This window comes from Paenibacillus sp. HW567, from assembly GCF_000374185.1.
Classification (GTDB): domain Bacteria; phylum Bacillota; class Bacilli; order Paenibacillales; family Paenibacillaceae; genus Paenibacillus_AQ.
In genome coordinates this window covers 3,956,825-3,983,047 of record NZ_KB910518.1, presented here as the reverse complement: position 1 = coordinate 3,983,047, position 26,223 = coordinate 3,956,825, and the positions used below count along the sequence as shown (strand labels likewise).

22 protein-coding genes are annotated in these 26,223 nt (G+C 53.0%); 19 read left to right on the top strand and 3 right to left on the bottom strand.

From position 1 onward, the window contains the following. Positions 1-184 precede the first annotated feature (184 nt). Positions 185-469 (bottom strand): hypothetical protein, encoded by a 285-nt coding sequence (locus B212_RS33910; RefSeq protein ID WP_084673418.1) that lies wholly within the window; start codon positions 467-469, stop codon positions 185-187. Positions 470-636: 167 nt separating this feature from the next. On the opposite strand from B212_RS33910, the gene B212_RS0118075 reads away from it, so the two are divergent. From B212_RS0118075 to B212_RS0118065, 3 genes are all read left to right on the top strand, one after another. After that, positions 637-1,800, top strand: a complete 1,164-nt coding sequence (locus B212_RS0118075) for an iron-containing alcohol dehydrogenase (protein ID WP_019912380.1) — start codon at positions 637-639, stop codon at positions 1,798-1,800. Between the two features lie 198 nt (positions 1,801-1,998). Then, the gene (locus B212_RS0118070; protein ID WP_019912378.1) at positions 1,999-2,535 is read left to right on the top strand and encodes a hypothetical protein; all 537 of its coding nucleotides are present in this window, start codon (positions 1,999-2,001) and stop codon (positions 2,533-2,535) included. Beyond that, on the top strand, positions 2,535-4,064 hold the full coding sequence (locus B212_RS0118065) for a flotillin family protein (RefSeq protein ID WP_019912376.1): 1,530 nt from the start codon (positions 2,535-2,537) through the stop codon (positions 4,062-4,064). Before B212_RS0118070 ends, B212_RS0118065 begins: the two co-directional genes overlap by 1 nt. 89 nt (positions 4,065-4,153) lie before the next feature. Here B212_RS0118065 and B212_RS0118060 read toward each other — a convergent pair whose 3' ends face one another. After that, positions 4,154-5,002: an AraC family transcriptional regulator gene (locus B212_RS0118060; RefSeq protein WP_019912375.1), complete on the bottom strand. Its 849-nt coding sequence runs from the start codon at positions 5,000-5,002 to the stop codon at positions 4,154-4,156. 206 nt (positions 5,003-5,208) lie between these two features. Between B212_RS0118060 and B212_RS0118055 the strand changes: the two genes are divergently transcribed. The 16 genes from B212_RS0118055 (at position 5,209) to pulA (ending at position 24,523) form a co-directional block, all read left to right on the top strand. Next, a complete protein-coding gene (locus tag B212_RS0118055; protein WP_019912374.1) occupies positions 5,209-5,631 on the top strand; it encodes a GNAT family N-acetyltransferase in 423 nt (140 codons plus the stop codon). A gap of 45 nt (positions 5,632-5,676) precedes the next feature. Next, positions 5,677-6,840: a 5-methyltetrahydropteroyltriglutamate--homocysteine S-methyltransferase gene (locus B212_RS0118050; RefSeq protein ID WP_019912373.1), complete on the top strand. Its 1,164-nt coding sequence runs from the start codon at positions 5,677-5,679 to the stop codon at positions 6,838-6,840. After that, the gene (locus tag B212_RS0118045) at positions 6,837-7,811 is read left to right on the top strand and encodes a glutathione S-transferase family protein (protein WP_019912372.1); all 975 of its coding nucleotides are present in this window, start codon (positions 6,837-6,839) and stop codon (positions 7,809-7,811) included. Before B212_RS0118050 ends, B212_RS0118045 begins: the two co-directional genes overlap by 4 nt. 5 nt (positions 7,812-7,816) lie before the next feature. After that, the gene (locus tag B212_RS31800; RefSeq protein ID WP_019912371.1) at positions 7,817-8,752 is read left to right on the top strand and encodes a glutathione S-transferase family protein; all 936 of its coding nucleotides are present in this window, start codon (positions 7,817-7,819) and stop codon (positions 8,750-8,752) included. Between the two features lie 42 nt (positions 8,753-8,794). Beyond that, the gene (locus B212_RS0118035) at positions 8,795-9,883 is read left to right on the top strand and encodes an iron-containing alcohol dehydrogenase family protein (RefSeq protein ID WP_019912370.1); all 1,089 of its coding nucleotides are present in this window, start codon (positions 8,795-8,797) and stop codon (positions 9,881-9,883) included. 11 nt (positions 9,884-9,894) lie between these two features. Then, the gene (locus B212_RS0118030) at positions 9,895-11,016 is read left to right on the top strand and encodes an ABC transporter substrate-binding protein (RefSeq protein ID WP_019912369.1); all 1,122 of its coding nucleotides are present in this window, start codon (positions 9,895-9,897) and stop codon (positions 11,014-11,016) included. Between the two features lie 23 nt (positions 11,017-11,039). Continuing rightward, positions 11,040-11,822, top strand: a complete 783-nt coding sequence (locus tag B212_RS0118025; RefSeq protein WP_019912368.1) for an ABC transporter permease subunit — start codon at positions 11,040-11,042, stop codon at positions 11,820-11,822. 16 nt (positions 11,823-11,838) lie between these two features. Next, a complete protein-coding gene (locus tag B212_RS0118020) occupies positions 11,839-12,600 on the top strand; it encodes an ATP-binding cassette domain-containing protein (RefSeq protein WP_019912367.1) in 762 nt (253 codons plus the stop codon). Positions 12,601-12,614: 14 nt separating this feature from the next. Then, positions 12,615-13,826, top strand: coding sequence for an aminotransferase-like domain-containing protein (locus tag B212_RS31795; RefSeq protein ID WP_019912366.1), 1,212 nt, complete (start codon positions 12,615-12,617; stop codon positions 13,824-13,826). A gap of 174 nt (positions 13,827-14,000) precedes the next feature. Next, positions 14,001-14,714 (top strand): ABC transporter ATP-binding protein, encoded by a 714-nt coding sequence (locus B212_RS0118010; protein WP_232231489.1) that lies wholly within the window; start codon positions 14,001-14,003, stop codon positions 14,712-14,714. After that, positions 14,707-16,323, top strand: a complete 1,617-nt coding sequence (locus B212_RS0118005) for a hypothetical protein (protein ID WP_019912363.1) — start codon at positions 14,707-14,709, stop codon at positions 16,321-16,323. Before B212_RS0118010 ends, B212_RS0118005 begins: the two co-directional genes overlap by 8 nt. Positions 16,324-16,473: 150 nt before the next feature. Then, the gene (gene glcT / locus B212_RS0118000) at positions 16,474-17,343 is read left to right on the top strand and encodes a glucose PTS transporter transcription antiterminator GlcT (protein ID WP_019912362.1); all 870 of its coding nucleotides are present in this window, start codon (positions 16,474-16,476) and stop codon (positions 17,341-17,343) included. A 257-nt stretch (positions 17,344-17,600) separates the two neighbouring features. Further along, the gene (gene ptsG / locus B212_RS0117995) at positions 17,601-19,658 is read left to right on the top strand and encodes a glucose-specific PTS transporter subunit IIBC (RefSeq protein WP_019912361.1); all 2,058 of its coding nucleotides are present in this window, start codon (positions 17,601-17,603) and stop codon (positions 19,656-19,658) included. Positions 19,659-19,755: 97 nt separating this feature from the next. Next, entirely contained in the window at positions 19,756-20,031 is a 276-nt protein-coding gene (locus B212_RS0117990; RefSeq protein ID WP_028530907.1) for an HPr family phosphocarrier protein, read from the top strand. Beyond that, on the top strand, positions 20,024-21,736 hold the full coding sequence (ptsP, locus tag B212_RS0117985) for a phosphoenolpyruvate--protein phosphotransferase (protein WP_019912359.1): 1,713 nt from the start codon (positions 20,024-20,026) through the stop codon (positions 21,734-21,736). Before B212_RS0117990 ends, ptsP begins: the two co-directional genes overlap by 8 nt. Before the next feature lie 390 nt (positions 21,737-22,126). Continuing rightward, positions 22,127-24,523: a type I pullulanase gene (gene pulA, locus B212_RS0117980; protein ID WP_019912357.1), complete on the top strand. Its 2,397-nt coding sequence runs from the start codon at positions 22,127-22,129 to the stop codon at positions 24,521-24,523. Between the two features lie 86 nt (positions 24,524-24,609). Here the strand turns inward: pulA and B212_RS33260 are convergent, their stop codons facing one another. Then, positions 24,610-26,214 carry a diguanylate cyclase domain-containing protein gene (locus B212_RS33260; protein ID WP_019912356.1) on the bottom strand — a complete coding sequence of 535 codons (1,605 nt, stop codon included), beginning with the start codon at positions 26,212-26,214 and terminating at the stop codon, positions 24,610-24,612. Positions 26,215-26,223: the final 9 nt, after the last annotated feature.

Below are 26,223 nucleotides of genomic sequence, written 5' to 3'. Positions count from 1 at the left end.
CATGAAGCTACAGGTACAGAAATGCCCTCAGCCGTTTTCCGGTCTGGGGGCATTCTTTTGCGTGAAGGCCTTTACCCCAGGGCAATCGCCTACGGGTTTTTTTAACCCACTCAAAGTTTCAGGAATAAATGGCCCCGGACGTGTTCACCCTACTTGCCGGGTAACTGAGGTGGAATTCCCTTACTTAACTTAACAATTCACGCTCCGACAACATTTCTGCGGTTATTTCAGATCGAACTGTCCAATCACGCTCCAACAACAGCATTTCTGCTGTTATTTCAGATCGAACCGTCCAATCACGCTCCAACAACAGCATTTCTGCTGTTATTTCAGATCGAACCGTCCAATCACGCTCCAACAACGGCATTTCTGCCGTTATTTCAGATCGAACTGTCCAATCACGCTCCAACAACGGCATTTCTGCCGTTATTTCAGATCGAACCGTCCAATCACGCTCCAACAACGGCATTTCTGCCGTTATTTCAGATTGCACCAGCCTACTTACGGTTTTCCCTGTTTTTAGTTCATTTCGTAAGCGATAGCCCTGGCCTTTACCCCCTACGATTTGAATGAGGGTTACCGGAGGTTTATAATATAATATTGCACCACACTCTTGAACTAATGGAGGCCAACAATATGCGCAAGTTTGAATTTTATAATCCTACCAAGTTGATTTTTGGACAAGGTACCCTGAGCGCACTCCAGACCGAAGTGCCGAAATACGGTAAGAATGTACTGCTGATGTACGGCGGCGGCAGCATCAAACGCAGCGGCCTGTACGATAATGTAATCGCTGAGCTGAACACTGCCGGTGCTGTTGTTACTGAGCTATCCGGCGTAGAACCGAATCCGCGTCTGTCTACCGTACATAAAGGTGTGGCGCTGTGCCGTGAGAAGCATATCGACCTGATTCTCGCCGTAGGCGGAGGAAGTGTGCTGGACTGTGCCAAGGCAGTTGCGGTTGGCGCAAAGTATGATGGAGACATGTGGGATTTCGTAGAGCGCAAGGCGGCTCCGCAGGGGGCTGTACCGCTGGGTACAGTGCTCACAATGGCTGCTACAGGCTCGGAAATGAACAACGGCTCTGTAATTACGAATGAAGTCACCAAGGAAAAAATGGGCTGGGGCAGTGTTCACGCATATCCTGCCTTCTCCATTCTTGATCCTGTAAATACGTTCTCGCTGCCGCGCGACCAGACTGTCTATGGCATGGTGGACATCATGTCCCACGTGCTGGAGCATTATTTCCATACCGATGGCAATACACTTGTGCAGGATGGATTCTGTGAGACACTGCTGCGCACGGTCATTGCGACCGCGCCGAAGCTGATAGAGGATCTGAACAACTATGAGCTGCGTGAGACAATTATGTACTGCGGCACGATGGCCTTGAACGGAATGGTCAGCATGGGCTTTGCCGGAGATTGGGCTACCCACAATATCGAGCATGCCGTTTCAGCGGTCTACGATATTCCGCATGGCGGCGGACTGGCAATTCTGTTCCCGCAGTGGATGAAGTATAACCTCGCTACGAACCCTGCCCGCTTCCGCCAGCTTGCAATGAATGTGTTCGGTATTGATCCTGCCGGCAGAACCGATGAAGAGGTCGGCCTTGAAGGCATTGAAGCGCTGCGCAGCTTCTGGGATTCCATCGGCGCGCCGAAGACGCTGGGCGATTATGATATCGACGACAGCGAGATCGGCAGCATGGCGGACAAAGCTGTGCGTTTCGGACCGTTCGGCAATTTCCGCAAGCTGGACCGGGAAGATGTTGTGGAGATTTACAACATGGCATTGTAAGACAGCACACAGCTATTCCGCTGCGTACCTGGCAACAGGCAACAGGCAACAGCAATGAGCCGCTCCCATCCGGGGGCGGTTTTTTAATACCCTTTTCCATAATATTGAGATAAAAACCCAACTTTGTGAAACCAAGGACATGGTTCATGCGTTTATACTATTATGACAGTCCGGAAGTAAAGACGGGAGGAGAACAATATGCAAACGCTGTATTTGGGCTGTTTGGCGCTCGGTGTCATTTTTGCCGTAGTCAGCGTGCTGGTGGGAGATTTGATCGGCAGTGCCCTGCATGGGGTTTTTGATGTGGTTACCTTTCATTGGATTAGTCCCGCCGTGCTGGCCGGAGGCATTACCGTATTCGGCGGAGCAGGCCTTCTGCTGACCCGCTACAGCAGTCTGGAGAACGGCCCGATTCTGGCTCTGGCCCTGCTGACTGCGGCGTTTATGGCCGTCGTCATGTATTTGGGAGTGGTGAAGCCGATGAACAGGAGTGAGATGTCCAGCGGATTCTCCATGAGTGAGCTGCCCGGCAAGATAGGGGAGGTTACGGTTCCCGTTCCGGCAGAGGGCTACGGAGAGATTATGGTGAAGTTCGGTGCGGCCAACAGTCTGCATACGGCGGCGGGCTTTGATCATCATCCCCTGCCTGCGGGGTGTAAGGTTGTAGTCGTAGAGGTAAAAGAAGGTGTTGCACTTGTATCTGAATTCGAACAGCGAAGAGGAGAGGATGCGTAATGTACGGTTTGCCAGAATATTTGTTTATTCCTGCAGTGGTGGTTGCGGTGCTTTTTGTACTCGGAATAGCGTTCTGGGCAAGATATAAGACGGTTGGGCCCGATGAAGGGATGATTGTCACAGGCTCGTTCCTGGGCAGCAATCATATTTCGGATGACGGCTCCGGCCGCAAAATCAAAATTGTCCGCGGGGGCGGGGCCTTTATTCTGCCGATCTTTCAGAAGGCTGAGTTCATGTCCCTGCTCTCCCATAAGCTGGATGTGACGACCCCGGAGGTCTATACCGAGCAGGGGGTGCCGGTGATTGCCGACGGCGTGGCGATTATCAAGGTGGGCAGCTCCACTGAGGATGTCGCTACAGCAGCCGAGCAGTTCATGGGCAAGCCGATTGAAGCGCTGAAGAGCGAGGCGCAGGAGGTGCTGGAAGGCCATCTGCGGGCGATTCTCGGCTCGATGACAGTAGAAGAGGTGTACCGCAACCGGGACCGTTTCGCCCAGGAGGTCCAGGGGGTAGCGGCGCGTGATCTGAAGAAAATGGGACTCCAGATCGTCTCGTTTACGATCAAGGATGTGCGCGATAAGCACGGGTATCTGGAAGCGCTCGGGAAACCGCGGATTGCCACGGTGAAGCGGGATGCGGAAATTGCCGAAGCCGAAGCGCTGCGGGATGCCCGGATCAAAAAGGCGATTGCCGAAGAGGAAGGGCAGAAGGCAGAGCTTGTGCGCGATACGAATATTGCCGCGGCGTCCAAGGATAATCAGCTTCAGGTTGCGGCGTTCAAACGCGATCAGGATATGGCGAAGGCGGAAGCCGACCAGGCATATCACATTCAGGAGGCCCGCGCGAAGCAGACGGTGGTTGAAGAGCAGATGAAGGTCGAACTGGTCCGCAAGGAACGCGAAATCGACCTGCAGGCCAAAGAGATTCAGGTACGCGAGAAGCAGTATGACGCTGAGGTGAAAAAGAAGGCCGAAGCCGACCGCTATGCGGTAGAGCAGGCGGCAGAGGCTGACAAGGCCAAGAGAATGCGTGAAGCCGACGCCCTGCAGTACAGCATCGAAACGCAGGCGAGAGCCACATCCGAGCAGAAACGGCTGGAAGGTCAGGCTGTGGCAGATGCCGAGCTGGCCAAAGGTAAGGCGGAGTCCGAGGTTATCCGGCTGCGCGGTCTCGCGGAAGCGGAGGCCAAGGAGAAGCTGGCGGAAGCCTTCCAGAAATTCGGGGAAGCCGCTGTGCTCGACATCATCGTCAAGATGCTGCCTGATCTCGCCGGACGCATCGCCGAGCCGCTGGCCTCCATCGACAAGCTTACGGTTGTCGATACCGGCAACGGTGAAGGCGCGGCCCGGGTCAGCAATTATGTGACCCAGCTCATGTCCACCGCTCCCGAAATGCTGAAGAGCGTCTCCGGGATTGATGTGGAGGCGCTGATCAAGGGGCTGACGAAGGGCTCTGCGGGAATACCGGCGGCCAATCCGGTTCAAGCTGTGCCGCAGCCTTCAGCGGTGACACACGAGCTTAAGGAATAGATTGCTTAAGTAAAAAGCTAAAAGCCAGCACGTCCCCGTAACCTGGAGATGTGCTGGTTTGTGTTGTCAGCCGCTGGCCGCAGGCAGGCTCAGTGAGAGGGAAGCCGCGGATTGCCGGGAATCGTGCCGGCCTGTTGAATATATTTTTTAGGCGTAGTGAAGCTGAATTCCTTGAACTCCTTGATAAAATGGTTCTGGTCGAAGTAGCCCAGATCAAAGATCCGGTCCAGCGTCCGCTCATAATGCTCGGTCTCCAGTGTGCTCAGAACATGCTGGAACCGCACGATGCGGCTGAACAGCTTGGGAGATGTGCCTACATATCTTTCAAAAACCTTCAAAATATAGCGGCTGGAATAACCTGTGTCCTGTGACAAATCAGATACACCGGAAGCACCGCGGCCGTCAATGATTTTTTCGGTTAAATATTTGACCAGCTTGTGAATTTCCAGCGTTCCACTGATATAATCCCGGTAAAAGCTCTCAAAGGCGCGGACTCGCTCTGCGAAGCTGTCTTTCTCCGCCACTCTCTCCAATAACACAGCAGCATGGGGCACAATCTCCTGCACCGGAATTTCCTGCTCACTGAATTCACCGATAGGATATTTGAAGAAATGTTCAGCATAGCCCGGAAGGAACCGGATGACGAAATATTCACATTCCGGGCGTACGAAGATCCCCTGTCTTCCTCTGAAGAGACTTCCGCATATATTAGCCGACGGATGACTCCGGCAGCAGCAAATTACGAGGTTCATGCAGCCGTCAGGCAATACGAACATTTTATCTACATTCAGATTGTCCATATAAAATCCATAGAACTGCAGACCTCCGTTGAACGCGCCGGAGACAGCCGCCTGGCATTCCGTGTAGGTATCCAGCCCCTTCTCAAACGTTGGCTGAAACGGACGGTACATCAATCCCCGTTTATCGGTTATACCCACAGAAGTCCCTCCTTGCCGTCTTTAATCATACTTTGTATATAGGAATTGTATTTATTAGATTAAAGCGACTTTCTTTGTCTTTGTCAAGGAGATAGTTCTCGTTAGTGAAGTTCTGTTTTTTACTATATTTTCGAGATAATATTCCTTACAATCTGTTAAAAGTATATAAGACTACTCGGAATTATGAGGAGGCATTGGTTACCCCCATGAATCTGAAGATTCATAATGACTGCCAGGAACGGGATTGGGCACGCGTGGCCCAGCTTATGCGCCATTTCGGATTATCGGAAGCTTCGGGCGAACGCCATAGACAGGCTTTTGAGAACAGCTATGCTGTAACCTTCGTGTATGATAACCAGACGTTAATCGGGTTCGGACGGGTAATTTCAGACGGGGTCTCGCAGGCGGCGATCTACAATATTGCTGCTGATCCCGCATATCACGGACAGGGTATCGGCAGATTGATTATCGAGAACCTGCTCAGCTTTGTCCGCCACTGCAACGTTATCCTCTTTACCCATCCGGACAAAATAGACTTCTACAAGCACTTGGGATTCCGGACAATGAAGACCGGGCTGGCGCTGTATCTGGAAGAGGACAAGTTGGCGGAGATGGGATTTATTGAGTAAACCCCCGGGCTGGATGGCGGGAGGGAGAGAAAGGAAGATTGGCAAATGGGGATCAAGGAAGCGAACACCGCTCTTGAGCAAGCGGCACCGTTTCGGGCTGACCATGTAGGCAGCCTGCTGCGGCCGGAACGGCTGCGTGCCGCCCGAAGCAGATATAGTAACGGCATTATAGACAGAACACAATTGCGCCAGATTGAGAATGAAGAAATAAGGATTATCGTTCACAAGCAGGTTGAGGCAGGTCTCCGGGGTGTTACAGACGGTGAGTTCCGCCGCGCATACTGGCATTATGATTTCCTGGAGCATCTCGGCGGCTTTGAGGGCTTCTCGCCAGGAAAAGATGCGCGTTACACCTTCAAGAATGAGAAAAACAGCGTTCCCGCCTACGATATCCGCAATACCGGCCGCATATCCTTTGATCCGGCTCATCCATTCATTGAGGATTTCAGGTTTTTGAAATCGGTGGCAGATGAATATGACGGCATTGTGGCGAAGCAGACGATTCCCAGTCCTAACCAGTTGCTGCACGAACTGCTGCATGAGGAGATACGCAATAAGGAGATTTATCCCGACTTCAGGGAGTTCGCCTATGATATTGGCCTTGCCTACCAGCAGGTGATTCAGGCGTTCTATGATGCCGGCTGCCGATACTTGCAGTTGGATGATGTTCACTGGGCCTCACTGGCGGCCGTTGAGCTATGGCCGGATGGCCGCAATGCGCTGAGCGAGTTCACAAGAGATGAGATGATCCAGTTTGCCATCAATACCGTGAACAAGGCACTGGAGAAGAAGCCGTCTGACCTGATCGTGACCACTCATATCTGCCGGGGGAATTTCAAGTCCTCCTGGGCGTATTCCGGCGGATATGAGCCGGTGGCCGAGACCCTGCTCGGCAAAGAAAACATCGACGGATTCTTTCTGGAATATGACACGGAGCGGGCCGGGGATTTCAGGCCGCTTCGCCACCTGCAGCGCAAGGATGCGCGGGTGGTGCTGGGCCTGTTCACCTCCAAAACGGGCGAGCTGGAGGACCGGGGGCAAATTCTCCAAAGAATCGAAGAGGCATCAGCGTTTGTGCCGCTGGAGCAACTGGCAATCAGTCCCCAATGTGGATTCTCGTCTACAGAAGAAGGGAATCTGCTTACAGAGGAAGAGCAGTGGCGGAAACTTAAATATATCGTTGAACTTTCCAAGGAGGTGTGGAGATGAGCATAGCAGGGAGCAAGCATCCGTTATTTGCGAATGAGCTGCGGGCTGACGGTTCCTTTGTTCCGCAAGCCAATCTGTTCACCGTGCCTTTTGGTTATGGCCCGGGTGAACACAAGCCGGAAGCGGGGCGCTACCGCCTGCTGTGGATGGCGGCATGCCCATACGCCCACCGGGCTGTTATCGTGCGCAAGCTGCTGGGCCTGGACAACGTGATCAGTCTGGGAACCGCGAGCCATTTCCGTACGGAATACGGCTGGGAATTCTCGCTGGATGAAGGCGGTGTTGATCCGGTGCTCGGCATCCGGTACATCAAGGAGATTTACGACCGGGCCGATCCGGCTTACAAGGGCCGTCCGACCGTCCCAATCATTGTGGATGTGATCAGCGGGCAAGGCGTGAACAGCGACTATTTCCGGCTGACAAATTACCTGGAGACGGTATGGTCGCCGTTTCATAAGGAGGGAGCCCCGGACCTGTACCCAGAGCCGCTGCGGGCTGAGATTGATGACCTGAATGATGTTATTTTCCGGGATATTAACAGCGGTGTGTATAAAGCGGGGTTCGCGCATTCACAACAGGCCTATGAAGCAGCTTATGATGCGCTCTTCGCCCGTCTGGACGAATTGGAGCGCCATTTGGAGAACAACCGCTACCTGTTCGGCGATGTCCTTACGGATTCGGATGTGCGTCTGTACACCACTCTAGCCAGGTTCGATGCCGCATATTACTCCGTCTTTAACACGAACCGCAACCGGCTGACGGATTTCCCGAATCTATGGGGCTATGCGCGGGATCTGTACCAGACTCCAGGCTTTGGCGAAACTACGGATTTCGAAGCTATTCGCAGCAGCTACCATGCATCGCCGCATTTAAGAGGGTTCGCCAATAACTTTTATGGCATCTATCCCAAGGGCCCGGATGAACAAGTATGGCATACGGCACACGGCCGGGAAAAATTAGGAAAAGGGTGAGCAGCATGACAGAACAGTTACAGCAGGCTACGAAGGAAATTAGCGGAGACGGCGCATTTGTGCGGCAGACCAACCGGTTCAGCACGTCCTTTGGTAAGGGGCAGGGGGAGCTGCCGGTGGAAGCGGGGCGCTACCGGTTATTATGGGCGCGTGTATGCCCTTGGGCGCACCGCGCGGTGATTGTCCGCAGGGTGCTGGGCCTTGAGGATGCCATCAGTCTGGGGACGGCCGATCCCATCCGCCCGGATCTTCCCCATGTCGACTGGGCTTTTACTCTGGATGAAGGCGGAGTTGATCCGGTGCTGGGCATTCATTATATCAGCGAAGCGTACCTTGCGGCAGACCCGGCCTATAGCGGACGGCCTACAGTTCCGGCTGTGGTGGATCTGACGACAGGGGCTGTGGTGAATAACGATTATTTCCTGCTGACGAACCAATTGGAAACGGCTTGGGCTCCGCTGCACAAGGCGGGCGCGCCGGATTTGTACCCTCTGCATTTGCGGGCTGAGATTGATGCGCTCAATGATGTGATTTTCCATGATATCAACAACGGGGTGTACAAAGCTGGCTTTGCCCGGTCCCAGGCTGCCTATGAGGCGGCGTACGATGCTCTGTTTGCAAGACTGGATGAGCTTGAGGAACGGCTGTCTTCGCAGCGGTATCTGTTCGGAGACCAAATTACAGATACGGATGTGCGGCTGTATGTTACCCTTGTCCGATTTGATGCTGCTTATTATACGGCATTCAGAGCCAACCGGAACCGTATCTCCGATTACAATCATCTGTGGGGTTATGCCCGTGACTTGTACCAGACCTACGGGTTTGGGGATACGACTGATTTTGACGCCATCAAAAAGCACTACCATTTATCGGGCCATCTTTCGGCGCTCGGCGGCAATCCATATGGCATTCTGCCCAAGGGGCCGGATCTTTCCCTATAGGATACACCTCACGGCCGGGGTTAATACAGGAGGGGGTTCGTTATGCTGACGATTAAATCGCCGGAAGTATACATTCATGAGACAAATGCTCTGCAGCGGGCGGGAGAATTAGCGGTTAGGTTGGGCCGCAAGGCTTATCTCATCGGCGGAGTCACTGCGCTGAGCAAGGTGGAAAAGATCCTGCTGGAGAGTCTTGCCGCAGCCGGAATCACTGTGATTACGGAGCCGTTCCGTGGGGAAGCCTCGCGTACGAACATTGAGCTGTTCACGCAGCGGGCACGTCTTCACCGGCCGGATTTCCTGATTGGCGCAGGCGGGGGAAGGGTTCTAGACCTGGTTAAGGCCGTTGGAGAAAGGGCGAATCTTCCCGTCGTGGCTGTTCCTACGGTTGCTGCAACCTGCGCAGCCTGGTCCGCCTTGAGCATTCTGTATGACGAGGAGGGCAGATCGGACGGGGCCATAACGCTTAAAGCTTCACCGGTTATCGTGCTGGCCGATGCGGCGGTCCTTGCAGATTCTCCCAAGCGATATCTGGCTTCCGGTATTGGGGACACGCTTGTGAAATGGTACGAGGTAGCCATTAATTTGCGGGAAGGAGACGGAGCGCTGGATCTCCGTCTTGGGCTGCAGCCGGCCAAGCTGGCTCTGGAGGTTCTTGAACAATATGGGCCGGAGGTTTACCGAGGTACCTTGGATAGCGGTCCGGACAAAGCATTTCACGAAGTGGTGGACGCCATTATTGCTCTGACCGGACTTGCGGGTTCGGTAGGCGGTCCACAGGGCAGAACGATAGTTGCCCATGCGGTCCATGACAGCCTGACGTTTTTGCCGGAGACCCACGATACCCTGCATGGGGAGAAGATCGCCTTCTGCCTGCTCGTTCAATCTATTCTGGAAGGGCGCCGGGATACGGAAGATATAGCGGCGGTCCTGCATCAATACGACCTGCCGCTGACGCTGCACGGGCTGGGCATCCGGGAGAATATTGACGCGAAGATCAGCCTTATTGCTGAAGGAACCCGCATTGTTCCCCCAGCCGCAGGCTTGGCCTTCCCGGTTGATCCGCTGGCGCTGGCCAAGGCGATTGCGGCGGCTGATGTGCTCGGACAGACTTTTCTAACAACATACTAAGGGTGATGAAGGTGAGAAAGATTAACAATCGGTCTGTGTTCCATTTTGGATTAGCTGCATTATTCAGTATGGTTCTGGTGCTTGGAGCCGCAGGCTGCTCTTCTGAAACTGCCAACAACAGCGGATCTGCTAAAGCCGCCGGCACTGCTGCAAGCAGCGGGGCAGAAGCAAGCGCACCTGCGGCAACAGAGCCCTCCTCTACCAGTGCCGCGTCAGTTGATCTAAGCGGTGTGACCCTGAGAGTAGGGCAGGTTGGCTGGTCCGAATGGGAGGAGGGATTCAAGGCTGCCGGGCTGCTGGATACTCCGTATAAGCTGGAGTTCAGTGTGTTTCAAGGCGGAAACCTGGAGCTTGAAGCTATAGCTGCCGATCAGCTCGATGTGGCGGCTACCAGTGAAATTCCCCCGATCTTCGCCTCTCAGGCCGCGAATCAAGGCAATTTCAAAATTATTGCCGTGCAGCGGTGGAACACGCTTCTTCAGGAGCTGCTCATTCCCAAGGGAAGTAAGATTAAATCAGTGGCCGACCTGAAGGGCAAAAAGGTAGCTTATGTGAAGAACACCACCTCGCAGTATTTCCTGGTCAAAATGCTGGAGGCCGCCGGTCTGACCTGGAAGGAGATTGAGCCGGTACCGCTGACCACAGCCGATGGCCTGACGGCGCTTATTGGCGGCAATGTCGATGCGCTGGCAAGCTACGGAAATTCCGTTACCGCAGCCCGTCAGAATGGTGCAACAACACTGAAGGATGCGACAGACATTCTGTCGGGTAACTTCCCGGTGGTCGTCAACACAGGCGCGGTGGATGATCCCGCCAGACATGCGGCGGTAGCGGATTTCCTGGAAAGGCTGACCCGTTATTATGACTGGACCCGGGCGGATCAGGACAAGTGGGCGGGAATTACCGCCGAGAAGACCAATCAGGATAAAGCCGATGTGCTGACCACCCTGCAGAATGGTGAAGCGCAACGACCCATTTCGCTGACAACCATCTCCGATGAAGCGATTGCCTCCCAGCAGGATATTGCCGATACATTCACCTCGCTTGGGGTGCTGGAGGGCAAGGTTGACATATCCGGGGTTTGGAGCCATGCATTCGACGATGAAATCTCGCAGATCATTGCAGGAAAATAAACAGCCAAGCGAGGTGGGCTTTTTTGAATAAGCTGCAAAAGGGTGTGCGCTGGCAGGCGGGCTTGCCCTGGATTGTCCCTATTCTGGTGCTGGTCTTCTGGCAGGTGTCTACCACCACGGGCATCGTAGGCGGCAATATTCTGCCGGAACCGCTGCAGGTTGTAAGAACCTTCGTTAAGCTGCTGCGAAACGGCGAGCTGGGAAATAACATCGGAATTAGCGCGAAGAGAGCGTTCCTCGGCTTCATAATCGGCGGCGGGCTGGGATTCCTGCTCGGACTGTTCAACGGAGTATGGAGTCTGGCGGAGCGGCTGCTGGATACATCCATTCAGATGATCCGCAATATTCCCCACCTGGCGCTTATTCCGATCGTGATCCTGTGGTTCGGCATCGGTGAAGAGACGAAGCTGCTGCTGGTTTCGCTGGGCGTGTTCTTCCCTGTCTACCTGAACACTTTTCACGGCATACGCTCGGTTGATCCGAAGCTGATTGAGATGGGGCGGGTATACGGCTACAAAGGAGTTCCGCTCTATCTTAATGTTATTCTGCCAGGCGCACTCCCTTCCATCTTTGTGGGTATCCGTTTTTCACTCGGGATTATGTGGTTGACGCTGATTGTTGCCGAAACGGTGGCTGCTAATTCAGGAATCGGATATATGGCAATGAACGCCCGTGAATACATGAGGATGGATGTAATTGTGCTCAGCATCTTAATTTATGCCTTCCTTGGAAAAATGTCGGATCTCCTGGCGAAGCTGCTGGAAAAAAGATGGCTGCGCTGGCATCCGAATTTTACAAGAAACTAGCAGGAGGCTTCAAGGTATGAGCCAAAAAGGCCAAGGCGTTCCATTGAATATTCGGCGCTTGAGAAAATCGTTCGGTGAGCTTGCTGTTTTGAAGGAATTGGATCTGGTAGTGGACGCAGGAGAGTTTATAGCGGTAGTTGGCAAAAGCGGCTGCGGCAAAAGCACACTGCTCCGGCTAATTGCCGGGCTGGACGAGCCGAGTGCGGGAACAATTGATCTGGACCGGAAGACGGATTCCGATATTAGAGTGTTGTTTCAGGAGTCGCGTCTGCTCCCCTGGAAAAGGGTCGTTGATAACGTGCGTTTCGGTGCATTCAAAAGGGATAAAGCCAAGGCGCTGGAAGCGCTGCGGTTTGTCGGGCTTGAGGAGCGGGCCAATGACTGGCCCGGTATCTTGTCAGGCGGGCAGCAGCAACGGGTTGCACTTGCGCGGGCGCTTGCGGGCAGTCCCAGGCTGTTGCTGCTGGATGAGCCTCTTGGTGCACTTGATGCGCTGACCAGATTGGAGATGCAGAAGCTGATTGAACGGCTGTGGCTGGAAAAGCAGTTCACTGCCGTCCTGGTAACGCATGATGTCAGTGAAGCAGTAGCGCTTGCGGACCGAGTACTGTTGATTGAGGACGGGGAGGTTGCGCTGGATATCCATATTGCCCTTGACCGTCCGCGCATTAGAGATGCAGGCTTTGCCCATTATGAGAATATTATCCTTAACCGGGTGATGGGCACACACGAAGAGGAGGGTTATCCGCCCAAGCGCGGAGCACAATATTCAATTTAATTAGGAGGATGAAGATGAGCGGGAACCCCCGGCAATATTCATTTAATCGTGGACTGAACGTCTCCTCTATCGGAGGAACGAAGAACAACGCTCCCGGTAGCATCCATCTCTCTTTCGGATTTCCCGCTTCCGATCTGCTCCCTGTTGAAGCCGTAAACCGTGCTGCGGCCGAGGCGATCAGCAGGGAGCATGAGGACGCTTTGCACTATTCAGGCGCAGAAGGTCCGCAGCGGGTCCGGAATTGGGTATTGAAGCGGATGAAGCGCTTAGGAATACATGCAGAGCCGCAGCATTACTTGGCGACCTATGGAGCTACACAGGGAATCGACCTTGCCGCCCGCGTCCTGATCAATCCGGGGGAAGAGGTGTGGGTGGAAGCGCCGACTTTTTTCAATGCGCTGCAATCCTTCCGCTTTGCGGGCGCGGGGATTCGGGCTTTTCCTGTAGATGAGGATGGTCTAAGAGTTGATGAAGTTCAGCGCGCTTTGGAAAAGAATGTTAGCGAAGGCGGAGTGCTGCCGAAATTTATTTATGTGATGCCTAACTTTCAGAATCCTACGGGTGTGTCGCTTTCGCTTGAACGGAGAGAGAAACTTGCCCGGCTGGCGCAGGCTTACAATGTGTTCATCCTTGAGGACGATGCCTATGCGGAATTGCTTTTTGACGGCCAGGCGCTGCCCTCGATCTACTCTTTTGCCCCGGAGCATGTGGTGTATCTCAGCACTTTCTCCAAAACACTAGGCCCGGGACTCCGGCTGGGGTGGGTCATTGCACCTTCGGAAGTGATCGGATATATGAATGCTTTATCGCTCGGCAGCCAGCCGGGTCCGCTGACCCAGGAAATTCTGGGCAGTCTGCTGGAGGATTATGAGTTTGAACAGCAGGTCCGACGCTTGAACGAACGCTACAGATTCCAGCGGGATAAGATGGTAGCCTCGCTTGTGGCGGGGTTTGGGGAGAACGTTCATTTCCAGATTCCCAAGGGGGGCTTCTTCCTGTGGGTCAGCTTTCCTGAAGGGACGGATATTCAGCGTTTACAAATCCTTTCCGCAGAAGAAGGAGTCAGCTTTGTCCCAGGCAGTGCCTTTTATCCGGAAGCCGGCAGCTATCCCAGCCTGCGTTTATGCTTCAGCTATTGCAGCCATGAGCAAATTGAACAGGGAATTGATATCTTATCCAGGGCTTACGCTGTTCTGCAAAAGGAAGCTGGGGCACAACTAATCTAAATAGATTTCAGCATAATCAGGCCGCTCCGGGTGAGCGGTCTTTTGCATGCTGGAAGGAGCCTGGTTTACAGAAAACCCAAACTTTGTGAAACCAAGTTACAATCTTTGCGTTAAAAGTAATAGGACTCGAAGGAATTCGAGGGAAAAGCTGGAGGAACTGAACTGGGGGGAACCATGATGGAGCTGATCTTGGATAATATCAGAAAAAGCTACGGCGATAAACAGGTTCTAAGCGGTATTGATTTTACTTTTGAAAAGGGCAAAATCTACGGTCTGCTGGGACGCAATGGCGCCGGGAAAACATCGCTCTTCAACTGCCTGAGCGGAGAAACCGGGATGGACAGTGGCGGGGCTTTTCTGCGGAGAGGGGACGTGAGCCTGCCGCTCCGCGAGGAGGAGATCGGGTATGTTTTTTCATTGCCGATTTTGCCGGAATTTCTGACAGGCTATGAGTTTGTTAAGTTTTTTATGGACATCAACCGGGATAAAATCGACCCCGGCAGGACCATCGACCACTATTTTGACATCATCCGTTTTGAGCAGGAGGACCGCCACCGGCTGATCAAGGGGTATTCCCACGGGATGAAGAATAAAATCCAAATGCTTCTCTTCATCATCACCCGTCCGCCCCTGATCCTGCTGGATGAACCGCTGACCTCCTTTGACGTAGTGGTGGCGCTGGAAATCAAGAAGCTGCTGCGCGAGATGAAGGAGAATCATATTATTATTTTTTCCACCCATATCTTGCAGCTTGCCGCCGACCTTTGCGATGAGCTTGTGGTTCTGAACAACGGTGTGCTTCAGGAGATCCCGGCGGAGACCCTCCACAGTCCGGAATTCGAGGAGCGGATTATATCGCTGCTGAAGGATGGCAACGGCCATGATTAGCACATTGAAGACGATTATGGAGATCCGGGGAGCGTCAGGCGCGAACCGGCTGCTGTTCTACTTTGGAAGAATACCCCTGCTCGGAAAATTGATCAATGACACCATCTATTCGCGGGCAACGCTAAAAAAAACATTCACCGCGGTGGCTGTTATCCTGAGAATCATCTGGGGGTTCCTGTCTAAGTTTGCTTACTTGGGAATCATAGTGTACACGCCTATCCTGCTGACGAACAAGGAGCTGCCGGTTTCAGAGCAATATGATCTCTACCTGTATGTGCTGGTGCTGCTGAGCTTTGTTGTGGGAGCAGTCTCGAACGCCTCCATTCTGGAGCCTAAGCGGGATAAATATATCTGCGTGAAGCTGATGAGACTGCCTGCGGACAAGTATATGCATGCTACCCTGTCGCTCAGGGGCGTGACTTTTTTTATCTATTTTACGCCTGCCATGATGTTATTTGCCGGTTTATTCAAGGCACCGCTCTGGCAAGGGATGCTGCTGTCCCTGCTGCTGACGCTCTGGCGTACAGTCTGTGAAGCGCTGCATTTGCTGCTGTTCGACAAACAGGAAATTGTGCTGGTCAAAAAAACGGGCTGGGTCTGGTCCGTCATTGGAGCCGGTTATCTGCTCGCATTCGCGCCTCTGAACCTCGGAAAGGCTTGGCTGGATATGGATCACGTATTGTTCAGTCTGCCCTTGAGTCTGGCTATTGCGGCCCTGGGAGTTATTGCGGCAGTGTATATCGCCAGGTATCCGGGCTACCGGAATGCGGTGGATGCCGTAACCAAAATTGATGATCCGCTGCTCGATATGGGACGGATGATGAAGGAGTCGCGGGTGAGGGAGGTCCAGACCAAAGAGGAGGATTTCTCGGCGGAACAACTAAGCGCAGATCAATTTTCGGGGAAAAGCGGCTATGCCTATCTGAACGCGATCTTTTTCTCCCGGCACAAACGTTTCCTGACCCAGCCTATTAAACGGCGTCTTGTTATTATTGGCGTGCTGTTTGCCGCAGGTCTGCTGATGCTGCTCACCGCACCGGAGAAATTTTCGGAGCTTGCCGGATATTTGATTAATGGTCTGCCCCTGTTCGTGATCCTCATGAACTTTACCTCCATCGGAGAAAAGGTCTGCAAGGCAATGTTCTATAACTGTGACCTTAGTCTGCTGCGTTACGGGTTCTACCGCGAGCAATCGGCCATTCTGAGCAATTTCCGTACCCGTCTGCTGCGGATCACCGGCCTCAATCTGATACCGGGAGCGGCAATCTGCCTGGCGGCTAATCTTCTCATTTTGTTCTCGGGGGAAGACTGGAGGATCGCTGATGCTTTAAGTTTTTGTGGAACGGTTCTCGGGCTGTCCCTGTTTTTCTCGGTGCATCATTTATTTATGTATTATATCTTCCAGCCCTATAGCACAGAGCTTAATGTGAAGAATCCGTTCTTCACCATTGTGAACAGCATCGTTATCGCAGTAGGTGGCGCATGCACGCAGATTAAGAGCACGCCGGCCGACTTTGCCTTAATGGTGGTGCTTGCGGCGGCGGTCTACATGCTGATTGCCCTGTTCCTGGTCTACAGATATTCCGTCAGAACCTTCAGGGTGAAATGATTGCTGCATGCGGCCTCTGAGGTCTGGTACCCTTCTAAAATCACTTTCTTGATGTTATGATGGTAGCTCAAGTATAATCTTCACATGCTGCTTCGTTATGCGGGCTGCTTCAAATGAAACGGGTATTCAGAATTCAAAGAGGTGTCGGAAGTGAGCAGTATAACTGTGGCTAAGGTACTCAATAACAATGTTATTATTGCCCAGCATCCCCAGCATGCCGAAGTGGTCGTTATTGGCAAGGGAATCGGGTTTAACCGTAAAATGCACGACCAGATCAGTCTGTCTTCCGTGGAGAAGATGTTTATTCTCCGTAATCAGGAGGAGCAGGAGCAATATAAGCAGCTCGTTCCCCAGGTGGACGAGAAGCTGATTGAGGTTGTGCAGGAAATTGTCCTTCATATCATGCAGAGCAGCAGCCAGTCGGTGAATGAGCATATTCATATTGCACTTACAGATCATATTTCTTTTGCAATCCGCCGCCATGAACAGAATATACCGATACATAATCCTTTTCTCTACGAGACCAAAGAAATCTACCCGGAAGAATACCGTCTGGCAGAATATGCGGTGGAGCGGATTAACGGGGCGATGGGGGTAACCCTGCCCTCCGATGAAATCGGTTTTGTGGCCCTGCATATTGTCAGCGCACTCAGCAACCGGCATATTTCTGAGGTGAGGCAGCATTCCGTGCTGATTGGCGATATGGTGAATCTTGTAGAGGATAATCTGGATTACCGTATCCCGCGCAATTCGCTGGACTACTCCCGGCTGGTTACTCACCTGCGGTTCGTTCTGGAGAGGCTGCGGCGCGGTGAAACCGTCAGAGAGACCTCTTCACTGGACGGCCTTATGAAACGTGAATACCCGGAGATGTATATGCTGGCCTGGAAGCTGACCAAGGTGATCGAGCAAAGAGTGCACATCCCGGTGTACCCGGCAGAGGTAAGCTACCTGACAATTCACCTGCAGCGCCTCGCCCAGAAAAAAGAGGATGAAGCGGATATGCAGACTGGCAAGTGAAGCCCTCTGTTTGTGCGGATATTTTTTTCTTGCATGTTCAAATGAACGGTGCTACAATGATCCCTGTTAATAAGCACAACAGAATACAAAGCGTGTAACTGATACGATCAGGCATGAGTGATTTACAGTATTTTGGTTGTTCAGCCCCAAGTCGGGGTATTCTAACCTTATGTTAGAGGAACATCCTTTATATTGTGTTGCTCATGCCTTTTTTGGCTTCTGTTTGAGTGGAGAATAATGTTAAAGGAGTGGCTCTAATGTTCAAAAAGCTGTTTGGCGTGCTGCAGCGGGTCGGTAAAGCGCTGATGCTGCCAGTGGCCATTCTTCCCGCCGCAGGGTTGCTGCTTGGGATCGGCAACATGCTGGTTAACCCCGATTTCCTGCAATATGTCCCGGCACTGGAAAATAATGTGGTTCAAGCTATTGCCAATGTGTTAATGAATTCGGGACAAATTGTTTTTAGCAACTTATCACTGCTCTTCGCGGTAGGGGTAGCCATCGGGCTTGCCGGTGGTGAGGGGGTTGCGGGACTTGCGGCAATCATCGGGTTCCTCGTAATGAACGTAACTATGGGAACCGTGCTCGGCATCAATGAATGGGTGCTGAGCAAGCAGGATTTTGCCTATGCCAGCGTCTTGGGGATTCCCACCCTGCAGACCGGCGTATTCGGCGGTATTCTGGTCGGGATTTTGGCTGCGTCCATGTACAAAAGGTTCTTCCGCATAGAGCTGCCATCCTATCTTGGCTTCTTTGCAGGTAAACGTTTTGTTCCGATTATGACAGCAGTGACTTCCCTGATCCTTGGCCTTGTGCTGACACTTGTCTGGCCGCCGATTCAGCACGGTCTGAACTATGTATCGCAGAGTATGATTGATACGAATCTGACGCTGTCAGCCTTTATCTTCGGGGTTATAGAGCGTTCCCTGATTCCGTTCGGTCTGCATCACATCTTCTATTCCCCGTTCTGGTATGAATTCGGAAGTTATGTTGACAAAGCCGGAGACCTGGTCCGCGGGGACCAGCGGATCTTCATGCAGCAGCTTCGCGACGGTGTTACATTTACAGCGGGTACCTTCACAACCGGTAAATATCCGTTCATGATGTTCGGTCTGCCGGCAGCGGCACTGGCCATCTATCACGAAGCCAGACCTGAGAACAAACGGGTTGTCGGCAGCTTGATGATATCCGCAGCGCTTACTTCCTTCCTTACAGGGATTACTGAGCCGCTGGAATTCTCATTCCTGTTCGTGGCCCCGCTGCTGTTCGCAGTGCATGCTGTATTTGCGGGTCTGTCCTTCATGACCATGCATATCCTTAATGTCAAAATCGGGATGACCTTCTCCGGCGGGTTCATCGACTATGTGCTCTTCGGTGTAATTCCGAACCGGACAGCCTGGTGGCTGGTCATTCCGGTAGGGCTGGTGCTTGCGGTCATCTACTACTTCGGATTCCGCTTCGTTATCCGCAAGTTCAACCTTAGAACTCCGGGACGTGAAGATCCGGAGGCCGATGTGGAAGAGAGCAGCACAGAGAGTGTCTCAACAAGCGGCGACGACCTGCCGCGCAACATTCTCTCCGCGCTAGGCGGCAAAGAGAACATTGCGCATCTCGATGCTTGTATTACACGCCTTCGCGTCGAGGTTAAAGATAAAGCAGGCGTGGATAAGGGCCGCCTGAAGAAGCTGGGCGCTTCCGGCGTACTCGAAGTCGGCAACAACGTTCAAGCGATTTTCGGAACACGTTCCGATACGATTAAGTCGCAGATTCAAGATGTGATGAACGGCAGAACGCCAGCCGCCGCGCCAGTTGCCCCGCAGCCGGAGCTTGAGAAGCAATCAGGTGAACAGGGCGCGGCCATTATCGCTGAAGATATCGTCTCCCCGGTTAACGGCGAGCTGCTTGAGATCACGGAAGTACCGGATGCGGTCTTCTCGCAGAAGATGACCGGCGACGGCTTTGCCTTCCTGTCTGACGACGGCAAGATTGCTTCACCGGTATACGGTAAAGTGTTCAACGTGTTCCCAAGCAAGCATGCTGCCGGCATCATGTCGGACGGCGGCAAGGAAGTGCTGGTGCATATCGGTGTGAACACCGTTAAGCTCAAGGGGCAAGGGTTCACGGTTCTGGTCGAAGAAGGCGATCTGGTAGCCGCCGGGCAGCCGATTATGGAGGTTGATCTGGAATATGTCAAGGCCCATGCGCCTTCCGTGATTTCTCCGGTGATCTTCTCCAATCTGCCTGAAGGGTCTTCCGTTACCTTGAATAAGCCGGGGAAAGTGTCTATCGGCGACAAGGATATCATCACCATCCGCTAAATGTGCAATGGTGCAGCGCTTCCCTTATAATGAAGGGAACGCTGCCCTTTACCATAAATTACAATCCTAAATAATAGAAAGCGAGTTGGATTATATTATGCAAAAAACATTCAGAATTATTGACGAAGACGGAATTCACGCACGCCCTGCAACAGCGCTGGTAAATACAGCTACCAAATTCAAGAGCACCGAATCTTTCGCAGAAGCCAAAGGCAAAAAGGTAACTCTGAAATCCATCCTTGGCGTCTTGTCTCTGGGCCTTGAAGCTGGAGACACGCTGACTCTGATTACTGAAGGCAGTGAAGAAACTGAAGCACTGTCCGCACTGCAGGATGTGATGGTCAAAGAAGGGCTGGGAGAGCTCCATGAGTAAAATTTCAGGAATCGCGGCTTCGGCAGGTATTGCAGTAGCCCGTGCCTTTATCCTGGAACATCCGGATTATACCATTACAAAATCTGCGGTCACTGATGTGGAAGCTGAGCTTGCCAAGCTGAATGCCGCTTTGCATAAGTCCAAGGCGGAGCTGCAAAGCATCAAGGAACGCACACTGGCTGAGCTGGGCGAGAAGAAAGCGGAGATTTTTGAATCCCATCTGCTTATTCTCGAAGATCCTGAGCTGATCAGTCCCGTGATGGACAAAATCCGTGAGGAATCGGTAAATGCGGACTACGCCTTAAATGAAGTAGCGTCTCAGTTTATTGAAATGTTCGAAAATATGAAAAGCGCGTACCTGCAGGAGCGCGCAGCCGATATGCGCGATGTGACCAAACGTGTGATGAACCATCTGCTGGGCATTCATTATGTCAGTCCTGCCGAGATCAGCGAGGAAGTCATTGTCATCGCGCAGGATTTGACGCCTTCGGATACAGCACAGTTGAACCGCAACTTCGTCAAGGGCTTCACGACGAATATCGGCGGACGCACCTCACACTCGGCAATCATGGCCCGTTCGCTGGAAATTCCTGCGGTAGTCGGTACCAAGAATGTACTGTCCGAGGTCAAAGCTGGCGATCTGGTCATTGTCGACGGTCTGAGCGGCGATGTGCTGATCAGCCCCAGCGATGCGGAAGTTGCAGAGTACAAAGCCAAGCAGGAAGCGTACAATCTGCAAATCGCCGAGTGGAAAAAGCTCCGCGATGAGCCGACGGTATCCGCTGACGGCAAGCATGTAGAGCTGGCCGCCAACATCGGCACACCAAACGATGTGAACGGCGTAATTGAGAACGGCGGCGAAGCCGTAGGCCTCTACCGCACCGAGTTCCTCTATATGGGCCGCGACAAGCTGCCTTCCGAAGAAATTCAGTACAATGCGTACCGCACTGTACTGGAGAACATGAAGGGCAAGCCGGTTGTAGTGCGCACGCTGGACATCGGCGGCGACAAGGAGCTGCCATACCTGGAGCTGCCGAAGGAAATGAACCCGTTCCTGGGCTTCCGCGCGATCCGGCTGTGTCTGGATCGTCAGGATATTTTCCGTACGCAGTTGCGCGCTTTGCTGAGAGCAAGTGCGCACGGCGATCTGCGCATTATGTTCCCGATGATCGCTACGCTTGGCGAATTCCGTGCGGCGCGTGATCTGCTGCTGGAAGAGAAGGCCAAGCTCCGCGAAGAAGGCCAGGAAGTGTCGGAGAGCATTCAGCTCGGCATCATGGTGGAAATTCCATCCACGGCTGTGCTGGCAGACCAGTTCGCTAAGGAAGTCGATTTCTTCAGTATTGGAACCAATGACCTTATCCAATATACAATGGCTGCCGACCGTATGAATGAACAGGTGTCCTACCTGTATCAGCCATACAATCCGGCCATTCTGCGTCTGGTCAAAATCGTGATCGACGCTGCCCATTCGCAAGGCAAATGGACCGGCATGTGCGGCGAAATGGCTGGGGACAGCACTGCAATTCCGCTGCTGCTGGGCCTTGGCCTGGATGAATTCAGCATGAGCGCCACTTCCATTCTGCCGGCCCGCAGCCAGATTGCCAAGCTGTCTGCAGCCGAAATGAAGGAAATGGCCGCGAAGGCGCTCCAGCTCGGGACCGCCGAAGAAGTAGCTGCACTGGTGAAGAGCAGCGTGAATTAATTTTTGTACCGCCAGTTTTACTCCGCTTAAGCAAGTTTACTTTTCCAACTACTATGTTGCGGCCTCCTCCGGGGGGCTGTTTTTTTGTGCGTAAAGGTTTACAGTGGCTATCCGGTTCATAGAAGGGTATACTATACTTTCGATAGACTAGCTGCTTTCCCTTTGCAAGCTTAACTGGTGGAACCTTCCTGCCGATAAAAGAGGAGAGGACAGCAGAATCTGTTTTTGGACCCAGACATGTGAACATACGGTTACATATAATAGGGTACGTCCTTATTTATCGCTTACAAAGCTATGCAAGTATTATTTGTCTATTAAGTGGAAATAGTTGGGTATTAATAAGTGATCGTCTTCCGGCAGTCTGACGGGAGCACTAGGATGGTGAATTGAATGAGCAGCAATTATATAAATGCAGAGACAGTGATAGAGACCTATGACGGAAAAGACCTGGGCTTAACTTACACAACGGCATACAGCCTTTTTAAAGTCTGGGCGCCCACCGCATTTACCGTGTCGCTGGTATTATATGAAACCGGAGGGAACGGTGAAGCGGGAGCAGGCTCCCATTTCAGGGACAGCGGACGGATTGTAAATATGCTGCGGCAGGAAGGCGGCGTGTGGCTGGCGCGGCTCTCCGGCGATATGAAGGGCAAATACTACATGTACCGGAGTGTTTTTGCCGACGGTACGCTGGAAGAAGCTGCTGACCCTTATGCCAAAGCGGTATCGGCAAATGGCATGCGGTCCGCGATTATTGATCTGCGCGATACCGATCCTGCGGGCTGGGGCGAGGATGTTTCCCCTGTTCTGGCGCATCCCGCCGATGCTGTCATTTATGAGCTGCATGTGCGTGACTTCTCGGCAGATGAGCGCTCGGGAATGCAGCACAGAGGGAAATTCAAGGCTTTTACCGAAGACGGTCTGCGGGATTCCGCGGGGCATCTGCTAGGCATTGATCATTTGGCGGAGCTGGGAATTACCCATGTGCACCTGCTGCCGGTTTTCGATTTTCAGACTGTAGATGAATTGAGAGCGGGCGGTAAGAGCGGTGCCGGGTCCATTTTCACGGAATATAACTGGGGGTATGATCCGCAGCATTATAATGTGCCCGAAGGCTCTTACAGCACCAATCCCTCTGATCCCGGAACCCGTATCCGTGAAATGAAGGAAATGGTGCAAGCGCTGCACAGCCGGGGGATTTCGGTGATTATGGATGTGGTGTACAACCATACGTATTCCGTGGAGAAGGGGCCGTTTCAGCCTCTGGTGCCGGATTATTTCTACCGTCACGACTATCATGGAAAACTGTCCAACGGCTCGGGTGTCGGCAATGAGCTTGCCACTGAACGGCCGATGGTGCGCAAATATATTAAGGATTCCTTGGCCTACTGGGCTGCTGAATATCATATTGACGGTTTCCGGTTTGACCTTATGGGGCTTATCGACAGCGTAACGATGCGTGAAATTACCGAAGAGCTGCGTCTGGAGATTAACGGGGGCATGTTAATCTACGGTGAACCCTGGACGGGAGGAGACTCGCCGCTGGCAACCCAAACGCTCAAGGGTGTGCAGCGGGGCAAAGGATATGCGGTCTTCAACGATAACTTCCGGTCAGCAATCAAGGGCGACAGCGATGGCTGGGGCAAGGGCTTCGCAACCGGAGAATATGGCAAAGAAGGTGCGGTTGCCTCGGGAATCAAGGGTGCGATCCATGAGTTTACCGATTCACCTGTGGAGACGGTGAACTACATTACCGCCCACGATAATTTGAACCTGTGGGATAAGGTGCTTGCTACGCAAGGCCTGCTGCGGGAGGCCGGGCTGCCGGAGCTGGAGAATGGAAGGCTGAAGAACGGCGGCGATTTGGAGGCCGCGGTTGCCGCAGCCAATCCTTATGCCGCGCTTGATCCGCAGGACATTCTCAGTGATGAGACGGTGCGCCGTTCATTGCTGGCAAGCGGGATTATTTTGACCTCGCAGGGCATTCCGTTTATGCAGGCGGGGGATGAATTCCTGCGCAGCAAATATGGCGACCATAACAGCTACCGCAGCCCGGATGTGATCAACGCGATCCGCTGGGAGAATAAAAGAATGTTCAGTCCTGTTTTTCAATATTACAAGGGGCTTATTGAGCTGCGTAAGTCGCATCCGGCCTTCCGGCTGCATGGGCGCCTGGAAATTGAGCGTTCGCTGGAATTTCTCCGCTGTGACGGCGGGGTGGTCTCTTACCTGCTGAAGGATCATGCAGGCGGTGATCCGTGGAACAATATCGTGGTGATTTTTAATGCCAACCCGGGACCCGTTACACACACTCTCCCTGCAACGGGCGGCTGCTGGAACATCGTAGTTGATCACACCCGTGCCGGGACAGATGCCTTCCGTCAGGCTGAGAGTCATGAGGTGCAGGTTGAAGGCTTGTCAATGATGGTGCTGTATGATAAATACGGCGAGCCTTTGCCCAGAGCCAAGATTATTGAGATTCACTATGACCGTCCGGACGGTGATTACCGGGGCTGGAATCTTTGGGTGTGGGGTACAGGCATTCAGGACGGACAATGCGACTTCAGGCACATGGAGGATGGACATGCGGTGGCGCGGGTTGAAGTGCTTCCTGAGACAGACAAGGTCGGTTACATTTTACGGCTGGGCGACTGGGAGGAGAAGGACGGCAGCGGCGACCGTTTCATTGATTGCTCCGGCAGTGCGGAGCTTATCAGAGTGCTGGTACGCGACCGCGGGCAGGAGAACGGCGGCAATGCAGATGATCCCCTGCAGATGACTAGTTAAATAGACAAGAGGCTGTTCTGAGGGTCGCCGCTGTTGGCGTCGACCTCAATAGAACAGCCTTTTCTTGTAGCCATCCCAATGAGCGGCTATGGTCTAGGAGGCTCGGAGTATTCTTCATGTATAAGCTCACTGTACAGATTGACTTCATTGCCGCCATGTTTTTTGGAGCGGTACATCGCGAGATCGGCGGCCCGGAGCAGCTCATTGATATTGCTGCCGTGCTGCGGATACAGCGCTACACCAATGCTGGCTGTGCTGTGGAAGCTGGCTCCTTGATGAATGGACCATGATTGATTGAACAATTGCAGCAGGCGGTCCAATATTTCACTTAGCATCTGTGGAGTGGTGAAGCGGTGCAGTACCACGGCGAATTCATCCCCGCCAATGCGGAAAGCCTGGCCGAAGCCCTTCACAGTCTGCAGCAGCTCGCGGGAGAGCAATTGGAGGAATTCATCTCCTGCCAGATGACCCAGTGTGTCGTTGAGTTGCTTGAACCGGTCGCAATCGAGCAGGGCGAGCGCAATAGCTTGTCTGTGCTCCTCCGGCTGGCCGATCAGGTTCTCCATGTACATTTTGAAATGGGCCCTGTTGGGAATGGCGGTCAAGTGGTCATAAAAGGCCATCTTGTGGAGGCGCTCCTCATTCTGCTTGCGCTGTGTAATCTCGCGGGATACCAGCATAAATTGCGCCGGAACTGCCTGGCTGCCACCAATGAGGGTTATCTTCGTTTCCAGCCATACCCAGTGTCCTTCGGCCGAACGCATGCGCAGCTCGGAAATCCGCGTAGCGGCCTGTACTACATTTGTAAGCTTCATCCAAGCGATTTCCGCCTCACGGATATAGTTGGAGAGCGGAGAACCTTTGCCTGGAATATAGCCCAGCACGCTGGCATGCGAAGGTGAAGCATACATAATTACTCCGTCAGGGTCGGTCAAAATAATAAAGTCTGACATGGTCTCCCCGATCAATTGGTGCAGGGATTTCTCCTCCAGCATTTTATTTTGCAGTGAAATCAGCTTGCGGCTGAGATAAATAATGACCAAAACGAGCAGGACCAGGAATAGGGAATACAGGGCGAACATTGAGCTTTTTTGATTCCTGAACTCCAGGGTAATCTGCCGGGCATAGCTGTCAATCAACTGCTCGGCTTTGTCCAGATGCTCCCGTACCCCGTTCAGCAGGGCATTGGTTTGCAGTGCCGGGAAGGGAACCGGTCTTGAGCCGCTCTGCACCTGCTGCGAGATGAGGCTCCGGCCTGTGTCCGACCAGGTCTTGAAGGAGCCGTCAAAGCTGTCCAGCGTATTCTTCAGCTCTTCGAGCAGACGCCCGCTCTGCTTCATTCCATTAAGTGTGCTCTTTACAGAGGTAACATTGTGGCTGACCATGCCAAGCCGCTGCCTCGCCTGTGCATTGTTCTCCTCGAATTCCCGGGATAGCTGGCTGCGCTGCTCACTGGTGATCTCCCCGTCCATTGCCGTATGAAGCGCAAGTGCAGCCTGGTACAGGTCCCGGTCAGCGTTCAGGATCAGCTCGGAGTTCTGGTAGACATCGTTATATAGGGAAGCCGACAATTTGTTCATCGTATAATTTAGATAGAGCAGCGAACCGATGCTGATGCCGACGAGAAGCACGGAGCTGGCAGCGAATAAAAGAATTAATCGTGTGCTTTTGACCTCGGTAAAACCTGCCACTGTCATCCA